The 15909-nt window shown below is 66.0% G+C and carries 15 protein-coding genes; 12 read left to right on the forward strand and 3 right to left on the reverse strand.

All coding sequences use genetic code 11. The features are described from left to right. Window positions 1–546, forward strand: a 546-nt coding sequence (ilvC, locus tag KGM94_RS04620; RefSeq protein WP_300255423.1) for a ketol-acid reductoisomerase, incomplete at its 5' end; no start/stop codon positions are given. A gap of 99 nt (window positions 547–645) precedes the next feature. Here ilvC and KGM94_RS04625 read toward each other — a convergent pair. Continuing rightward, the gene (locus KGM94_RS04625) at window positions 646–1887 is read right to left on the reverse strand and encodes a DUF2336 domain-containing protein (RefSeq protein WP_300255425.1); all 1242 of its coding nucleotides are present in this window, start codon (window positions 1885–1887) and stop codon (window positions 646–648) included. Window positions 1888–2296: 409 nt separating this feature from the next. On the opposite strand from KGM94_RS04625, the gene KGM94_RS04630 reads away from it, so the two are divergent. The 7 genes from KGM94_RS04630 (at window position 2297) to KGM94_RS04660 (ending at window position 9914) form a co-directional block, all read left to right on the forward strand. Continuing rightward, window positions 2297–3154 (forward strand): SDR family oxidoreductase, encoded by an 858-nt coding sequence (locus KGM94_RS04630; RefSeq protein ID WP_300255426.1) that lies wholly within the window; start codon window positions 2297–2299, stop codon window positions 3152–3154. A gap of 212 nt (window positions 3155–3366) precedes the next feature. Then, complete coding sequence (locus tag KGM94_RS04635) at window positions 3367–5079, forward strand: sulfatase-like hydrolase/transferase (protein ID WP_300255427.1); 1713 nt, start codon at window positions 3367–3369, stop codon at window positions 5077–5079. Window positions 5080–5183: 104 nt separating this feature from the next. Next, on the forward strand, window positions 5184–6116 hold the full coding sequence (locus KGM94_RS04640; RefSeq protein ID WP_300255428.1) for an aspartyl/asparaginyl beta-hydroxylase domain-containing protein: 933 nt from the start codon (window positions 5184–5186) through the stop codon (window positions 6114–6116). Between the two features lie 91 nt (window positions 6117–6207). Continuing rightward, window positions 6208–6603: a rhodanese-like domain-containing protein gene (locus KGM94_RS04645; protein WP_300255429.1), complete on the forward strand. Its 396-nt coding sequence runs from the start codon at window positions 6208–6210 to the stop codon at window positions 6601–6603. A 311-nt stretch (window positions 6604–6914) separates the two neighbouring features. Then, window positions 6915–7979 (forward strand): NEW3 domain-containing protein, encoded by a 1065-nt coding sequence (locus tag KGM94_RS04650; RefSeq protein WP_300255431.1) that lies wholly within the window; start codon window positions 6915–6917, stop codon window positions 7977–7979. Then, on the forward strand, window positions 7976–8962 hold the full coding sequence (locus KGM94_RS04655) for an ABC transporter ATP-binding protein (RefSeq protein WP_300255433.1): 987 nt from the start codon (window positions 7976–7978) through the stop codon (window positions 8960–8962). The genes KGM94_RS04650 and KGM94_RS04655 overlap by 4 nt, the downstream gene beginning before the upstream one ends. Beyond that, window positions 8952–9914 (forward strand): ABC transporter permease, encoded by a 963-nt coding sequence (locus KGM94_RS04660; RefSeq protein WP_300255435.1) that lies wholly within the window; start codon window positions 8952–8954, stop codon window positions 9912–9914. The genes KGM94_RS04655 and KGM94_RS04660 overlap by 11 nt, the downstream gene beginning before the upstream one ends. Window positions 9915–9925: 11 nt before the next feature. Here KGM94_RS04660 and KGM94_RS04665 read toward each other — a convergent pair whose 3' ends face one another. Then, complete coding sequence (locus KGM94_RS04665; protein WP_300255437.1) at window positions 9926–11485, reverse strand: ABC transporter permease/substrate-binding protein; 1560 nt, start codon at window positions 11483–11485, stop codon at window positions 9926–9928. Next, on the reverse strand, window positions 11482–12267 hold the full coding sequence (locus KGM94_RS04670) for an ATP-binding cassette domain-containing protein (RefSeq protein ID WP_300255439.1): 786 nt from the start codon (window positions 12265–12267) through the stop codon (window positions 11482–11484). Before KGM94_RS04670 ends, KGM94_RS04665 begins: the two co-directional genes overlap by 4 nt. Window positions 12268–12395: 128 nt before the next feature. Here KGM94_RS04670 and KGM94_RS04675 point away from each other — a divergent pair, with 128 nt between their 5' ends. The 4 genes from KGM94_RS04675 (at window position 12396) to KGM94_RS04690 (ending at window position 15858) form a co-directional block, all read left to right on the forward strand. Next, window positions 12396–13220, forward strand: a complete 825-nt coding sequence (locus KGM94_RS04675) for an ABC transporter ATP-binding protein (protein ID WP_300255441.1) — start codon at window positions 12396–12398, stop codon at window positions 13218–13220. Then, complete coding sequence (locus KGM94_RS04680) at window positions 13220–14008, forward strand: ABC transporter permease (protein ID WP_300255443.1); 789 nt, start codon at window positions 13220–13222, stop codon at window positions 14006–14008. Before KGM94_RS04675 ends, KGM94_RS04680 begins: the two co-directional genes overlap by 1 nt. Window positions 14009–14112: 104 nt before the next feature. Beyond that, window positions 14113–15138, forward strand: coding sequence for an ABC transporter substrate-binding protein (locus KGM94_RS04685; protein WP_300255446.1), 1026 nt, complete (start codon window positions 14113–14115; stop codon window positions 15136–15138). Window positions 15139–15153: 15 nt separating this feature from the next. Beyond that, a complete protein-coding gene (locus KGM94_RS04690; RefSeq protein WP_300255448.1) occupies window positions 15154–15858 on the forward strand; it encodes an NUDIX hydrolase in 705 nt (234 codons plus the stop codon). Window positions 15859–15909 lie beyond the last annotated feature (51 nt).

A 15909-nucleotide genomic window follows, 5' to 3' on the forward strand; every position in this document is an offset into this window, starting at 1 on the left:
GGCAACGCCCACGACCTCGGCCTGTCCTACGCCTCGGCGATCGGCGGCGGCCGCGCCGGCATCATCGAGACCACCTTCAAGGAAGAGTGCGAGACCGATCTGTTCGGCGAGCAGGTGGTGCTCTGCGGTGGCCTGGTCGAGCTGATCAAGGGCGGCTACGAAACCTTGGTCGAGGCCGGCTACGCGCCGGAGATGGCCTATTTCGAGTGCCTGCACGAGGTGAAGCTGATCGTCGACCTGATCTATGAAGGCGGCATCGCCAACATGAACTACTCGATCTCCAACACCGCGGAGTACGGCGAGTACGTCACCGGCCCGCGCATCATCACCGACGAGACCAAGAAGGAGATGCGCAAGGTGCTGGCCGACATCCAGGGCGGCAAGTTCGCCCGCGACTGGATGCTGGAGAACAAGGTCAACCAGACCTCGTTCAAGGCCACCCGTGCCAAGCTCGCCGCCCATCCGATCGAGGAAGTCGGCGCAAGATTGCGCGACATGATGCCCTGGATCAAGAAGGGCGCGCTGGTGGACAAGAGCAAGAACTGACGGCAAAGCCTTCGTTTTTGGGGTTGCGGCTTCGTCGCGCCCCGGCACGACGAGGCTATTGCGATGAACATGGGGCGGTGCGGCAACGCGCCGCTCCGTCTATTTCCCGATCTTGTTGTGCAACTGCCAGAAGCGGAGGGTGCGCTGGGCAGTGGGGACCGACAGCCTGCCGAAATCCTGGCGCGCGACGTTCAGGATCGCGTCGTTGATCGGATGTCCGCCGGGCCGCTGCGTCAGGATCTTCTCGACCGTGTTCCAGTTCAGCCCGGCGCCCCGGCACGGAATCAGGATGAGGTCGGCGCGGGGCCCCTCGAGGGCCTTGGCGATCAGATCGGTCGCGACGCCGTTGAGGAGGGCGAGGGCGGCGGCGAGATGGTCGAACATCTTCTGCCGGATGAAGCGGATGAGCGCCTGCTCGTTCAACTCGCCCCGTTCCTGCATCTCCTTGACCATGGCATCGACCAGGCTAAAATCGCGGTGGGCATCGGCGAGCGCCGGTTTCATCGAGCCGGCAATGGTGCTCAGCACGCGGTTGATCTCTTCCTGCAACGCCGGCGGCGCGATCGCGACGAGGCGCGCGCGCACCGCGTCGGTGGCGCGCTGCAGGAGATCACGCAGGAATTTCAGCGGCAGATCGACCCTCACGCCCAGGAGCTCGGCGAGTTGGTCGTCGCCGCTCGCCTTGGCCACCATCCCGGCATAGCCGGTCTCGGAAAACTGGGCCGTCGCATTGCCGGCGAGATTGCGAACGACCCGCTTTTCGCCGCGCTGGACGAGGACGTCCGTGACGCTCTCGGGCAGGCCGTCGCGTCCCGACATCGCGAACAAATGGTCCTGGCCCTTGGTTCGGGCGACCTGGACCAGGGTGTCGGTCGTGACGCGCTTGGAATGGATCAGCACGTCTCCGGCGACGGAGATCTCGTCGTCGAGCGCGAGCTTCTGGATGACGTCGCTCGGCGCATTGTCGACGAGGGCGAGCCGGTGGCTGAGCTCGGCGCGCGCCCGGGTCTCGACACGGGTGACGAGCAGGCCCAGCACATCATCGAACACCTTGACCTGTTCCTCGGAGAGCCGTTGTTCGTCACGCAGGAAGAGATCGGTCACGCGGCGGAGCGTATTGACGCGCTGATCCGCGGTGCCGGTCCGGACGGCATCCTCGAGCTCGGAAATGATGGATTGTTCTGAGACACTCATCGCATTCTGCGCTGGTTGTTGTGCTTGTGATCGAAAAGATTGGCAGAGTAAGTCTAAGGACTCGTTAGTTCCCGGCCGGAACCTCGTCCGTAGTATTACTGCGACTTCCGTTGGCCACGCGACGAAGGCCGCGTATTCCCTGTGCATGACCACCGTAGGCTGCTGCCTATTCGTGCCGATGGCCCGTGCAGCGATACTGAACCTTAAGCATTTGCAGGTAAGGTCAAGGCCTCGGCTGCGCCAAGCCGGAGCCAGGGTTTCAAGAACTGCATCTTCATGCAATTTCTTGAATTTCTCGCTGCAGGTGCCCTTCAAAGAAGTGAAGCGCGGTCTTCCTTCTACGTGTGAACCTCTTCAACCAAAATCTCAGGTACAAAAAGGCCAGCAAGATCAGATTGATCGTGCTGATCTCTCGTCTGGCTTGCGATCCGCAAGTATCTTTTTCTTCGGAAGCGTAGGCTCAGCTGCAGATGTGTCATCCACATTCTTTGCGGCAGGGTTTGTCTCGATCGGGGAGGGGTGCCATGCTCATCCGGTACTCGAATGGGGATCGGAAATGCGATCTGTCGTCGTCACCGGCGCGTCCACCGGTATCGGCTGGACAACCGCAAAATTGCTGATCGATCGCGGCTTTCACGTGTTCGGCAGCGTCCGCAAGCAGGCCGATGCGGACCGGCTCGGGAGCGAATTCGGAGCCAATTTCAAGCCCCTGCTGTTCGACGTCACCGACGAGGCTGCGGTGCTTGCGGCGGCGCGGCAGGTCCGTGACGCCCTGAACGGCGAGACACTCGCCGGCCTCGTCAACAATGCCGGTGTCGCGGTCGCCGGCCCCGTGCTGGAGTTGCCGGCGGACGAATTCCGCCGCCAGATGGACATCAACGTCATCGGTCCGGTCATCGCCACCCAGGCCTTCGGCCCGCTGCTCGGCGCCGATGCATCCCTGAACGGTCCAAAGGGGCGGATCGTCATGATCAGCTCGGTGGCGGGTAGGAGCGGCAATCCGCTGACCGCGCCTTATACCGCCTCGAAACACGCGATCGAGGGGCTGTCGGAAAGCCTGCGCCGCGAGCTGATGCTCTACGGCATCGACGTCGTGGTCGTGGCGCCCGGGGCGGTGAAGACGCCGATCTGGAGCAAGGGCGAGCAGATCGACATGGCTCCCTACCGCAACTCGCCCTATTTGCCGGTGATGCAGAGGCTGCTTCGGTTCATGCTGCAGTTGGGCGAGAACGGCCTGCCGGCCGAGCGGATCGCGGAGGTGGTGCTCGAGGCGCTGACCAGTCCGCGGCCGAAGGTGCGTTACCAGGTCACGCCGGACCCGATGCGGCACATGTTGCAGGCGACGCTGCCCAAGCGCGCCGTCGACCGCATCATCGCCAGGCGCCTCGGCCTGCTGCCGCCGGGCTCGACCTAGCCGGCCGTGACGGCCCTGCGCGCGGCGCCATCGCGATCGGCCAGCCGCGCCGGCGGACCTGAGCGAAGGTCGGATCGCCGACCTCGTTGCGCAGCGATAGTCGTTCCATTACAGATTTGTGACACGGTGTGGGTTCCGGCTGCACCGGACGCCTCTGGCCCCCGCCAGGGGGCCTGGCTCACCGCGCCGGACCCGTGTGTTGCGTGTCGTCGATGGCGCCCGCGCCCAATCCAGGTCCTTCCGCCGCCACCGTTGTGCGGGCAAACGTCGCCGAGATCGGCATCTGGCGGCTGCTCGCGGTCGCCGTGCCGCAGCTCGCCGCGCTGGCGCTGATGTTCGAGACCGAAAGCGATTTCGGCTCCCGGCTCGGCTTCGTCCTCGCCTGGGGCATCCTCAACTTCTTCTGGCTCGCGCTGCTCCGCCGTCCGGCGCTATCGGGCGCTCTGTCGCTGACCCTGGTCGTGGTGCTGGTGCTGCTGTCGCGGCTCAAGCACGACGTCGTGCAGATGACGGCGAACTTCGTCGATCTCATGATGATCGACCGCGACACCGCCGCGTTCCTGTTCACGATCTTTCCGAACCTGCGATGGTCGGTGATCCTGGCCGGCCTCGTGACGCTGCCGCTGATGTACGCGCTGTGGTGGCTCGATCCGTTCCGCGTCCGCCGCCTGCCGGCGCTGGCCTGCAAGCTCGCCTGCCTCGCGGGGCTCGTCGGCTATTCCATCAGCCATCCCGACGAGGCCTGGCGCGGCTATTACGACGACGGCTATTTGTCGAAATTCTTCCGTTCCGGTGTCACCGCGGTGTCCGATTTCGTCCAGTACGGCTTCATGGAGTCGGCCGCGACGACCAACGAGCGGCTCAACGTGCCGCTGCTCGATGCCTGCCATCCCGCCGGGCGGCGGCCGAACATCATCATGATCCATGATGAATCGAGCTTCGACATCCGTGCCGCCGCGGGCATCAAGGTGCCCCCCGGCTACGGCGGCCATTTCAAGTCCTATGACGGCAAAGAGCGCGCATTCCTGGCCGAGAGCAATGGCGGGCCGAGCTGGTTCACCGAGTACAACGTGCTCGCGGGCCTGTCGTCGCGTTCATTCGGCCGCTTCGCCTATTTCGTCACCCGCATCGCCTCGGGCCGCGTCGAGCGCGGATTGCCGCTCGCGCTGCGCCGCTGCGGCTACGACACCATGTCGCTCTATCCGGCCTATGGCGGCTTCATGAGCGCGCGCAGCTTCCAGCTCACCACCGGTATCGAACGCTTCTATGACGCTACCGATCTCGGCGCCAAGGACGTCGAGCCCGACAGCTTCTTCTACGGCAAGGCACTGCAGCTGATGGGCGAGCGGCCGCCAAACAAGCCGCTGTTCACGTTCGTCTATCTCGGCGCCAATCATTTTCCCTGGGAGACGCGCTTCCGTCCCGAGTTGATGCCGTCATGGCGTCCGCCCGGCAATGCGCCGTCGATCGACGAATATCTGCGTCGTCAGGCGATGAGCGCCGAGCAGTACAAGGCGTTCGTCGCGGACCTGAAGAAGAAATTTCCGAGCGAGCCGTTCCTGATTGTGCGTTATGGCGATCACCAGCCGGAATTTGCGCCTGCCATCCTCGAGCCCGGGCTGGATGAGGGCAGCCTGGGCAAGAAGCTCGAGGAATACGATCCGCGTCTCTATGCGACCTACTACGCGATCGACGCCGTCAATTTCGAGCCGGTCAGGAGCGAGGTGGTGATGGACACGGTCGACGGGCCCTATCTGCCGCTGGTCATCCAGGAAGCCGCCGGAATTCCACTCGATCCGTCCTTTGCCGAGCAGAAGAACATCATGCTGCGCTGCAAGGGTCTGTTCTATGGCTGCAAGGACGGCGCCGAGGCGCGCCGCTTCAACCGCCTGCTGATCGATGCCGGCCTGATACGCGGCCTGTAGCCCCGCGGCCATGGTTTCGCGGCGGCAGGCGGCGGCTGCCTTGAGAGCGGCCGCCCATTCCTGCTAATAGGTCGGGCAGGAGTTATTTTTCCTGGATTTCGGCCATGGTGTTACGCCTGCTATCGCCCCAGTTTCTGGTGCTATGGGCTTTCATCGGTTCGACGTTCGCCGTGCATTTCCGCGGCAAGGTGCGGTTCGGCTTCTGGCGCCAGTTCACCGATCACTCGACCCTGATGGCACCGTACAATGTGCTGATGTACATCTTCTCGGCGGTGCCGAACCGGCCGATCCTCGAGGAGAAATCGTTCCCCGAGATGAACGTGCTGCGCGACAACTGGCGGGAAATCCGCGAGGAGGCCCGGCAATTGTTCGCGCAAGGCCGGATCAAGGCCGCCGACAAGTACAACGACTGGGGCTTCAACTCCTTCTTCCGCACCGGCTGGAAGCGCTTTTACCTCAAATGGTACGACGAGCCGCTGCCTTCCGCGGTCGCCAATTGTCCGAGGACGGTCGCGCTGCTGAGCTCGATCCCGAACATCAAGGGCGCGATGTTCACCAACCTGCCGCCGGGCGGGCGCCTCGTGCAGCACCGCGATCCCTATGCCGGCTCGATCCGCTATCATCTCGGTCTGCAGGTGCCGAAATCGCCCGGCGAGTGCCGCATCTTCATCGACGGCGATCCCCATACCTGGCGCGACGGCGAGGCGCTCATCTTCGACGAGACCTATCTGCACTACGCCGAAAACACCACTGCCGACGACCGGTTGATCCTGTTCTGCGACATCGAGCGGCCGCTGACGAGCAAGGCGATGACCGCGGTCAATCGCTGGTTCTCCAATCACATCATCCGCGAAAGCGCGACCCAGAACGTCGAGGGCGAGCGGGTCGGCTGGATCAACCGCGTGTTCGCCTGCGCCTATCAGGTCCGCCTGCTCGGCAAGCGGATGAAAGCCTGGAACAAGCGTGTCTACTATGCGATTAAGTTCGGTCTGATCGGTGCCGTCCTCACCGCATTCCTCGCCACCGCGTTTGCGTGATCGATTGTCTCTTTGTCATTTGGGGGGCGCCTCGAAGAGGCGGAATGACCGGCTTCGACAGACCGACGATCAAGAACCAAGGAGTCCCGCCATGTTGCTCACCGTCAAAGAGATGCTCGAAGCCGCCAATGCCGCCGTGCCGAAGATTTCGCCGGCGCAGGCCCAGGAGATGATCGGCAAGGGCAACGTGCTCGTGCTGGACGTGCGCGACGCCCCCGAGGTCGAGAAGAGCGGCAAGATCGACGGGGCGCTGCACGTTTCCCGCGGCATGCTGGAGTTTCGCGCCGATCCGGCCTCGCCCTATCACGACAAGAAGTTCTCCAAGGACAAGACCGTGATCCTCTATTGCGCCTCCGGCGGCCGCGCCGCGCTCGCCGGCAAGGTGCTCAAGGACATGGGTTACGGCCAGGTCTACAACATCGGCGGTTTCAAGGACTGGGCCGATGCCGGCGGCGCGATCGAGAAGCCGATCGAGCCGGGGATGTAGTGCGCGGATCGCCTCCAATCCGCACGCACGTTTCGAACTAAAGTCTGAGCCGAAAATGCCTGGGATCACCGACTTGTAACTGGGTCGGCTACAACTTCGTCACGATTGCTCCCATCATGTGACACGCCGCCGCCATCGTCTTGCCGGCGCGCGATAGCCGTCGTTGATCCTTGTCCCTTGCAGGAGTGTCGTCCATGCGAGCGCTTGATGCTGCGCGTCTTGCATTCATTCTCACCTTGATCGGTCCTGCCTTTGTCGGTCCCCCGGCTCATGCCGCCGAGCCGGCGCATGACATCAAGGGGCTCTTTCTGATGACCGATTATCCCGCGGTCACGGTGCGGCCCGGCACCACCTCCAACATCTCGCTGCGACTGCAGAACTATGGCCTCGCGCCGGAGCGCTACCAGCTCTCGATTGCGGGCGTGCCGAGCGGGTGGACCGCGACCCTGCTCGGTGGCGGGCAGCCGGTCGGGGCGGCGATGCCGGGTGAGGACTCCAGCGTCGCGCTGCAGCTCAGGCTGGACGTTCCCGCAACCAGCGACCTCGGCCAGCAGACGCTGACCGTGAAGGCGCAAGGCGCCGGCACCAATGCGGAGCTGCCGATTGCGGTGTCGCTCGCCAAGGAGCTGCCGGCCAAGCTCAGCGTCAAGTCGAGCCTGCCCTCGCTGCGCGGCAGCCCGAAATCCAATTTCGACTACACGCTCTCGATCAAGAACGATTCCGGGCGCAACCTCGTCGCGAGCTTCGGCGCGGAGGCGCCGGCGAACTTCGAGACCTCCTTCACCGAGGCCTATGGCACGCAGGAAGTATCCTCCCTCCCGATCGATGCCGGCCAGTCCAAGGACATCAAGCTGAAGGTGCGGCCGCCGAGCACGGTCGACGCCGGACACTTCCCGGTGAAGGTGACGGTGAAGGCAGCCGACGCCTCGGCCACGACCGAGCTCGCGCTCGACGTGGTCGGTCAGCCGCAGCTTCATGTCTCGGGCCGCGACGGTCTTCTCAGCGCCCGCGCGGTCGCGGGCAAACAGAGCTCGATCCCGATCGTCGTGACCAACAGCGGTACTGCTCCGGCCGAGAACATCACGCTCGCCGCCACCGCGCCGAGCGGCTGGAAGGTGACGTTCGAGCCGGCCACCATCGAGCGCCTGGTGCCGGGTAAGGACAGCGAGGTGCAGGCGCTGCTGACGCCGAGCGAGAAGTCGCTCGCCGGCGACTACCAGGCGACGATCCGCGCCACCTCGCGCGGCGAGAGCGCATCCGGTCAGTTTCGTATCACCGTGGGCACGTCGACGGTGTGGGGCATGGCGGGCGCCGGCGTGATCGGCGTGGCGTTGCTCCTGATGCTCGGCGCAGTCGCGAGGTTCGGACGGCGATGAACGATCCTCGGAAACAAGCCGCCGGCGGCGCGCCCGACATCGTCATCGCCGCACGCGGCCTGACCAGACGCTATGGCGACGCCGCGGCGGTGGATGCCATCGACTTCGACATCGCTCGGGGCGAAGTGTTCGGCCTGCTCGGTCCGAACGGCGCCGGCAAAACAACGACCATCCTGATGATGCTCGGCCTCACCGAGATATCCTCGGGCAGCATCGGCGTGCTCGGCTTCGATCCGGCGCGCGAGCCGCTGAAGGTCAAGGAGCGCGTCGGCTACCTGCCGGATGCGGTCGGCTTCTACGACCAGCTCACCGCATGGGAGAATCTCGCCTACACCGCCAGGCTGATGGGCTTGTCGCGCGCCGAGCGGGCAAGGCGGATCGACGCGGCGCTGGCGCGGGTCGGGCTCGGCGGCGTGGCGGACAAGCGCGTCGCTACCTTTTCGCGCGGCATGCGCCAGCGGCTGGGCCTCGCCGAGATCATCGTGAAGCGCGCCGAGATCGCCATCCTGGACGAGCCGACCACCGGCCTCGATCCGCAGGCGACGCTCGAATTCCTCGCGCTGATCGGCGAGCTCAAGGCCGAAGGCGTCACCGTGCTGCTGTCGTCGCATCTGCTCGACCAGGTGCAGCGCATCTGCGATCGCGCCGCCCTGTTCCAGGGCGGACGAGTCGTGCTGATGGGCTCGGTGCCGGAGCTGTCGGTGCAGGTGCTCGGTGCCGGCTTTGCGGTCGAGGTCGAGGCAGAAGGCGTCGGGATCGCCCGGCGGCTCGCCATGATTCCCGGCGTGACGCAGGTGGAGACGCTGGCCCCGGACCGCTTCCGCATGACGGCGGAGCGCGACGTGCGCCCGGATGCGGCCCGCGCCGTCGTCGCGGTCGACGGTTCGCTGCGGCGGCTGTCGGTCGACGAGCCGAGCCTGGAGGCGATCTACGCCCGCTATTTCCAGGCGCAAGGCGATGGAGGCGTTCGTCATGCGGCGTGAGGGTTCACCCGTCCGGGGGCTCGGTACCGTCTTCGTGAAGGAGCTTGCCGATCACACCTCGAGCGTCCGCATGCTGATGCTGGAGCTCCTGATCCTGTTCACCGCGCTCGCCGCGCTCTACGAGGCCATCACGAGCCTCCGGCAGAACACGGCGGAAGATCCTTTCCTCCTGTTGCGGCTCTTCACCATCGATCAGGCGCCGCTGCCCTCCTTTGTCGCCGTCCTCGGCTTCCTGATTCCGCTGATGGCGATCGGGCTCGGCTTCGACGCCGTCAACAGCGAGCACAACCGGCGCACGCTGTCGCGTATATTGGCGCAGCCGATCTACCGCGACGCGCTGCTGATGGGGAAATATCTCGCTGCGCTCGCCACCATCGGCATCAGCCTGGCCGCGCTGTGGCTCCTGGTCATCGGGCTCGGTCTCATCTTCCTCGGCGTGCCGCCGGGCGGCGAAGAGATCGCGCGCTCGCTGGTGTTCCTGGTGGTGGCGATCTTTTACGCCGGCGTCTGGCTGTCGCTCGCGATGCTGCTGTCGATCGTGTTCCGCTCCCCGGCGACGGCCGCACTGGTCTCGCTCGGCATCTGGCTGTTCCTGACCGTGCTGTGGCCGATGCTGGCGCCCGCCATCGCGCAAGCGGTCGCGCCGCCCGACCCGCGCTATGCGCTGCTGGGGTTGAGCGATCCGGCGACGTCGATATGGACGCAGGAGCTGCAGCGGCTGTCGCCGAACGACCTGTTCGGCGAGGCGATGCTCGCGGTGTTGTCGCCGACCACGCGCACGCTCGGCCCCGTCTTCCTCGACCAGCTCCGCGGCGCGGTGATGGGCGCGCCGCTGCCATTCGGCGAAAGCATGATGATCGCCTGGCCGCAGACGGTCGGCCTCGTCGCCGGCACCATCATCCTGTTCGCGTTCGGCTACGTCCTGTTCCAGCGCCAGGAGGTGCGCGCGTAGGGGAGGAAGATCTATCGCCCACCCACCTTCTGCCACAGCCACTTCGCCACCGCATCCGGCGACGAGTTCGCGTCGTTGCCGCTGGCGCGCAAATTGGCTTCGCGCATGGTGGCGATGTCGATCTTGCCGAGCAGCGGCGTGAGCGCGGCCTTCAGTCGTTCGTCGGCTGCGCGCTTCGGCGCAAGCAGCAGGATCGCGTCGTAGGGCGGGATCGCGTGCCTGGGATCGTCGAGCGTCACGAGGTCGTATTTCGCGATCAGACCGTCCGAGGTGTAGCCCGCGATGACGTCGACCTCGCCGGAGGCCGCAGCTGCATACATGAAATCCGGCTGCATCTGGCGCTGGGCACGGAAGGCGAGGCCGTATGCCTTCTGCAGCGCCGCCCATTCCGGACGCGAGAAGAACTCGTAGTCGCCTGCGATCGACAGCGTCGGCGCATGCGCGGCGAGATCGGCGATCGAGCGGATCCGAAGCGCCTCCGCGCGCCGGCGCGGCATCACCAAGGCATAGGCGTTCTCGAAGCCGAGCTCGCCGAGCAGGGTGATCTTGTCCCCGGCGAGCGCGGTCTTCAATTCGGCCAGCAGCTCCTTGCGCGGCTCGATCTCGCTACGGTGCAGCTGGTTGAGCCAGAGCGTGCCGGAATAGTCGATGTAGACGTCGATGTCGCCGGCCTCCAGCGCCGCGAAGATCACGTTCGAGCCGAGACCGGCGCGCGTGGTCGCGGCAAGGCCGGCCGCCTGCAGGCGATCCCGGATCAGGGCCGACAGCACATATTGCTCGGCAAACGTCTTGGCGCCGATCACATAGGCCGTCGAGTTGCGCGCCTGCGACGGCACCAGCGTTGCGGCGACCAGCGCCGCGATGCCGAGCCCGCCGAGCGCGGCGCGCAGGCGGCTGCGTCGTCGCAAGCCGGTCTCGATCAGGCCGAGCAACTGGTCGACCGCGAGCGCCAGCGCGGCGGAGGCGATGCAGCCGAACAGCACGAACACCCAGTTCTGGGTCTGCAGGCCCGCGAAAATGTAGTTGCCGAGGCTGGTCTGGCCGATCGGCGTCGACAGCGTCGCGGTGCCGATCACCCACACCGCGGCGGTACGGATGCCCGCCATCATCACTGGCAGCGCCAGCGGCAGCTCGACCATGATGAGCGATTGCCGCGGCGTCATGCCGACGCCTCGCGCGGCTTCCAGCAGGGCGGCGTCGATGCCGTTCAGGCCGGTGATGCCGTTGCGCAGCACCGGCAGCATGGAATAGAGCGCCAGCGCCAGCATCGCCGGCAGGAAGCCGAAGGCCGAGAAGGAGAAGTCGAACCAGGACAGCGTTACGGCGGCCGCGAGCAGCAGAAGCGGATAGAACAGCGCGAGCAGCGCCAGTCCGGGCACGGTCTGCACGACGCTGGCGAGCGCGAGCAAAACGCTCCGCGCCACCGGGCGGTTGCGGCAGAGGATTGCAAGCGGCAGGCCAAGCGCGAGACCGAGCGCGAGCGCGGCGAGGCTTACCCGGACGTGATTGCCGAGATAGTCGGGCAAATGGGCCAGCGCCTCGCCCCAGCGCGGATCGGAGACGAAACTCATGCCGCGCCATCCTGCGGCAGCGCCGCGTTCAGCCGTTCGGCCTGGCGGCGCGGCGCGCGCAACAACTCCGCCACATACGCATCCGCGCTGCGCGCGAGCTCGGCCGGTGCGCCCTGCGCCAGCAGCCGCCCTTCGCGCATCACCGCGATGCGGTCGGCGAGCAGGATCGCTTCGGTCATGTCATGGGTGATCATGACGGTGGTCAGCCCGAGCGTGCGGTGCAGGCTGCAATAATCCTCGGCGAGCGCGTCGCGGGTGAGGGGATCGAGCGCGCCGAACGGCTCGTCCATCAGCACGATGCGCGGGCGGGCCGCGAGCGCCCGCGCCACGCCGACGCGCTGGCGCTGTCCGCCGGACAAGGCCTCGGGCAGCCGATCGCGATGCGCGGCGCGGTCGAGCCGGACCAGATCGAGCAGTTCGTCGACCCGCGCGGCAATCTCCGGCGCGGGCAGGGCGAGCAGCCTCGGCGTGATGCCGATATTGTCGGCGACGCTCAAATGCGGAAACAACCCGCCGTTCTGGAAGACGTAACCGATGCGGTGGCGCAGGGCGACCGGGTCGACCCCTCGCACGTCCTCGCCTTCGACGGTGATCCGGCCGCCATCCGCCTCGATCAGGCGGTTGGTCAGCCGCAACAGCGTGGTCTTGCCGGAGCCGGAGCCCCCGACGATGGCGACGAATTCGCCCTCCGCGATGTCGAGCGAGACGTCGTCGACGGCGGCCACACGGCCAAAACTCTTTGCGACATGCGCATAGCCGATTGCCGTCTGCGATCGAGCCACGTCTTACCCTTCCCCTCCATGCCCTCCAGGGAGGGACACGTGCAGCCGTTCATGCCTAGCACGGCGGGCCGCTCGATTGAACTTGGCCGTGCAAGACGGTAAGGCATGCCCCTGAGCGCGGAGGAAACATGCAGACAACGACGCCCACGGCGGTGGCGCTGGAGGATACCAAGGTCGCATTCCGGCTCGGGGACGGCCGTGTCTATACGGCGGTGGAAGAGGCGCATCTTGCGGTCGCGCCGGGCGAGTTCGTCGCCATCGTCGGGCCGACCGGCTGCGGCAAGTCCACGCTGCTCAACGTCGCCGCCGGCCTGCTCAAGCCTGCGTCGGGCCGCGTCAGGGTGTTCGACCGGCCGCTGGCCGGCCTCAACCGCGACGCGGGCTACCTGTTCCAGGCCGACGCGCTGTTCCCCTGGAAGACGGCGATCGACAATGTCGCGATCGGGCTCGAGATCAAGGGCGCGCCGCGGGCCATGGCGCTGGAGCGTGCACAGGGCTGGCTGACCTCGGTCGGACTCGGCGCGTTCGCCAACCGCTACCCGCACATGTTGTCCGGGGGCCAGCGCAAGCGCGTGGCGCTGGCGCAGGTGCTGATCCGCGATCCAAAAATCCTGCTGATGGACGAGCCGTTCGGTCCGCTCGACGCCCAGACCCGGCAGGTCATGGGCAATCTGCTGCTCGAACTCTGGAGCGCCGATCGCAAGGCCGTGCTGTTCGTCACCCATGACCTGGAGGAGGCGATCGCGCTCGCCGACCGCGTCGTCATCATGTCGGCAGGTCCATCCTCGCGCATCATCGGCGACTGGCGCGTGGCGTTGCCCCGTCCACGCGACATCTTTGAGGTGCGGCTCGACAGGGAATTTCACGCGCTGCACCGGGAGATCTGGAGCGTGCTCAAGGACGAGGTGATGAAGGGCTACGCGCAATCCTCTCAAGCCATGGAGGCGGTGTGATGTCGCGTCTCACGCTGCTCTCGCTGCAATTGCTGGTCGCCATCGTCGCCATCGTGCTCTGGCAATTTTTCTCCGCCATCCCCGTGTTCGGCAAGATTTTGCTGCCGCCGTTCTTCTTCTCGAACCCGGTCGACGTGTTCAGCCAGATCGTCAAATGGTTTTCCACCGGCGTGATCTGGAGGCACCTCGCCATCACGCTGTGGGAATCGATCCTCGCGTTTGCGATCGGATCGCTCGGCGGCATCATGGTCGGCTTCTGGTTCGCGCGTCAGCCGCGGGTCGCGGCGGTGTTCGACCCCTACGTGAAGATGATCAACGCGCTGCCGCGCGTCGTGCTGGCGCCGATCTTCACGCTGTGGCTCGGGCTCGGCATCTGGTCCAAGGTCGCACTCGGCGTGACGCTGGTGTTCTTCATCGTTTTCTTCAACGTCTACCAGGGCGTGAAGGAGGTCAGCCGCACCGTGCTCGACAACGGCCGCATGCTCGGGATGAGCGAGCGGCAGTTGATGCGCCACGTCTACTGGCCCTCGGCGCTGTCCTGGATGTTCTCCTCGCTGCACACTTCGGTCGGCTTCGCGGTGGTCGGCGCCGTGGTCGGCGAGTATCTGGGGTCGGCGGCCGGCCTCGGCTATCTGATCCAGCAGGCCGAGGGCATCTTCGACGTCGCCGGCGTGTTCGCAGGCATGTTCGTGCTGTCGGCTTTCGTCATCCTGATCGACATGGGCGTCACGCTGGTGGAGCGTCGGCTCCTGGTGTGGCGACCGATGGCGGCCGACGGGCGGGGCTAGGCATGACGAGGTCGCCGGGCTTCACCGGCACCCTCCTCGTCGCCGGGTTGCGCTTCTCAAGCCTCGGGCGCTGCTCTATGGTGCCGCCGGTACGGAGGAAACCAATGAAGAACACTTTTGCCCGGCTCGCGGGCGCGCTGCTCGCTATCACCTTGTCGACCGGTCTTGCTGCAGCGCAAAGCAAGGTCACGATTGCGGTCGGCGGCGGTGCCTGCCTGTGCTATCTGCCCACGGTGCTCGCCAAGCAGCTCGGGGAATTCGACAAGGCCGGCGTCAACGTCGATCTCGTCGACCTCAAGGGCGGCTCGGATGCACTCAAGGCCGTGCTCGGCGGCAGCGCCGACGTGGTCTCCGGCTATTTCGACCATTGCGTCAACCTCGCCGCCAAGAAGCAGGAGCTTCAGGCCTTCGTCGTCTATGACCGCTATCCCGGCCTCGTGCTGGTGGTGTCGCCCTCGCACACCGGCGAGATCAAGTCGGTCAAGGACCTCGCCGGCAAGAAGGTCGGCGTCAGCGCGCCCGGCTCCTCCACCGACTTCTTCCTGAAATATCTCCTGAAGAAGAACGGGCTCGATCCCGCCGGCACGGCCGTGATCGGCGTCGGGCTCGGCGCAACCGCCGTGGCGGCGATGGAGCAGGGCCAGATCGATGCCGCCGTGATGCTCGATCCCTCCGTCACCGTGCTGCAGGGAAGCCACAAGGACCTGCGCATCCTCAGCGACACCCGCACGCAAAAGGACACGCTCGAGACCTTCGGCGGCGAATATCCGGGCGGCGCACTCTATTCGACGGCGGCCTGGATCGGCGGCCACCAGAAGGAGACGCAGGCGCTCACCAACGCGATCGTCAGCACGCTTGCCTGGATCCACTCCCATTCGCCCGAGGAGATCATGGCGAAGATGCCCGAGGAGACGGTCGGCAAGAACAAGGACCTCTATCTCGCCGCGCTGAAGAACACGATCCCGATGTATTCGGAGACCGGCAAGATGGATCCGAAAGGCGCCGATGCCGTGCTCGCGGTGTTCAGCGTCGGCTCGCCCGAGGTCGCCAATGCCAAGGTCGACGTCAGCAAGACCTTCACCAACACGTTCGTCGAGCAGGCCAGGAAGACCACGGGGAACGCCAAGTAGCGACGTTCGGGCGTCATGACGGAGCCGGTCATCCACCGCGTCACGACGCTTGAGTTCGCCGTGCGGGACGTCGCGTGGCCGTTCGCCGGGGAACGGCGCGCCGAGATCGCAGCCCATTTCGCCGAGAAGCGGCGCGAACGGCCGCAGATGTGGAATGGTCGCATCCTGCTCGGCCGCGCCCCGGTATTCGCGGACGGCCGCTTCGCGGCGACCTATTTCGCGACCGACTTTGCGAGCTTCCTCGCGTGGCGCGACTGGGGCTTTCCCGACGCCGCCGTGTTCAACGGTTTCGGCATGGGCGCGCTGCGCGGTTCCGACGGCGCTTTCGTCATGGGCGAGATGGGCCAGCACACCGCAAATGCCGGCCGCATCTATTTCCCGTCCGGCACGCCCGACCTCGACGACGTCAGGGACGGCATGCTCGACATTCCCGGCAGTGTCGTGCGCGAGATCGAGGAGGAGACCGGGCTGAAGCCCGGCGACTACCGGGCCGAGCCGCACTGGCATTGCGTGGTCTCGGGCCGCGCGATCGCCCTGATCCGGATCCTCGACGTCGACCTGCCGGGCGAAGCGATCCGGGGCCGGATCGAGGCCAATCTCGCGGCACAGGCGCAGCCGGAGCTTTCCGCCATTCACCTGGTGCGGGGTACCACCGATCTCACCCCGACCATGCCGCGCTTCGTCACGGCCTTCGTGGAGCAGCAGTTCGCCGCGCACTGATGGCGCCGCGTCCGGTTGAGCGGCAAGGTACCCCAGTCATCTCGCTTCGCT

It is taken from the genome of Bradyrhizobium sp., assembly GCF_028868675.1.
Lineage (GTDB): Bacteria > Pseudomonadota > Alphaproteobacteria > Rhizobiales > Xanthobacteraceae > Bradyrhizobium.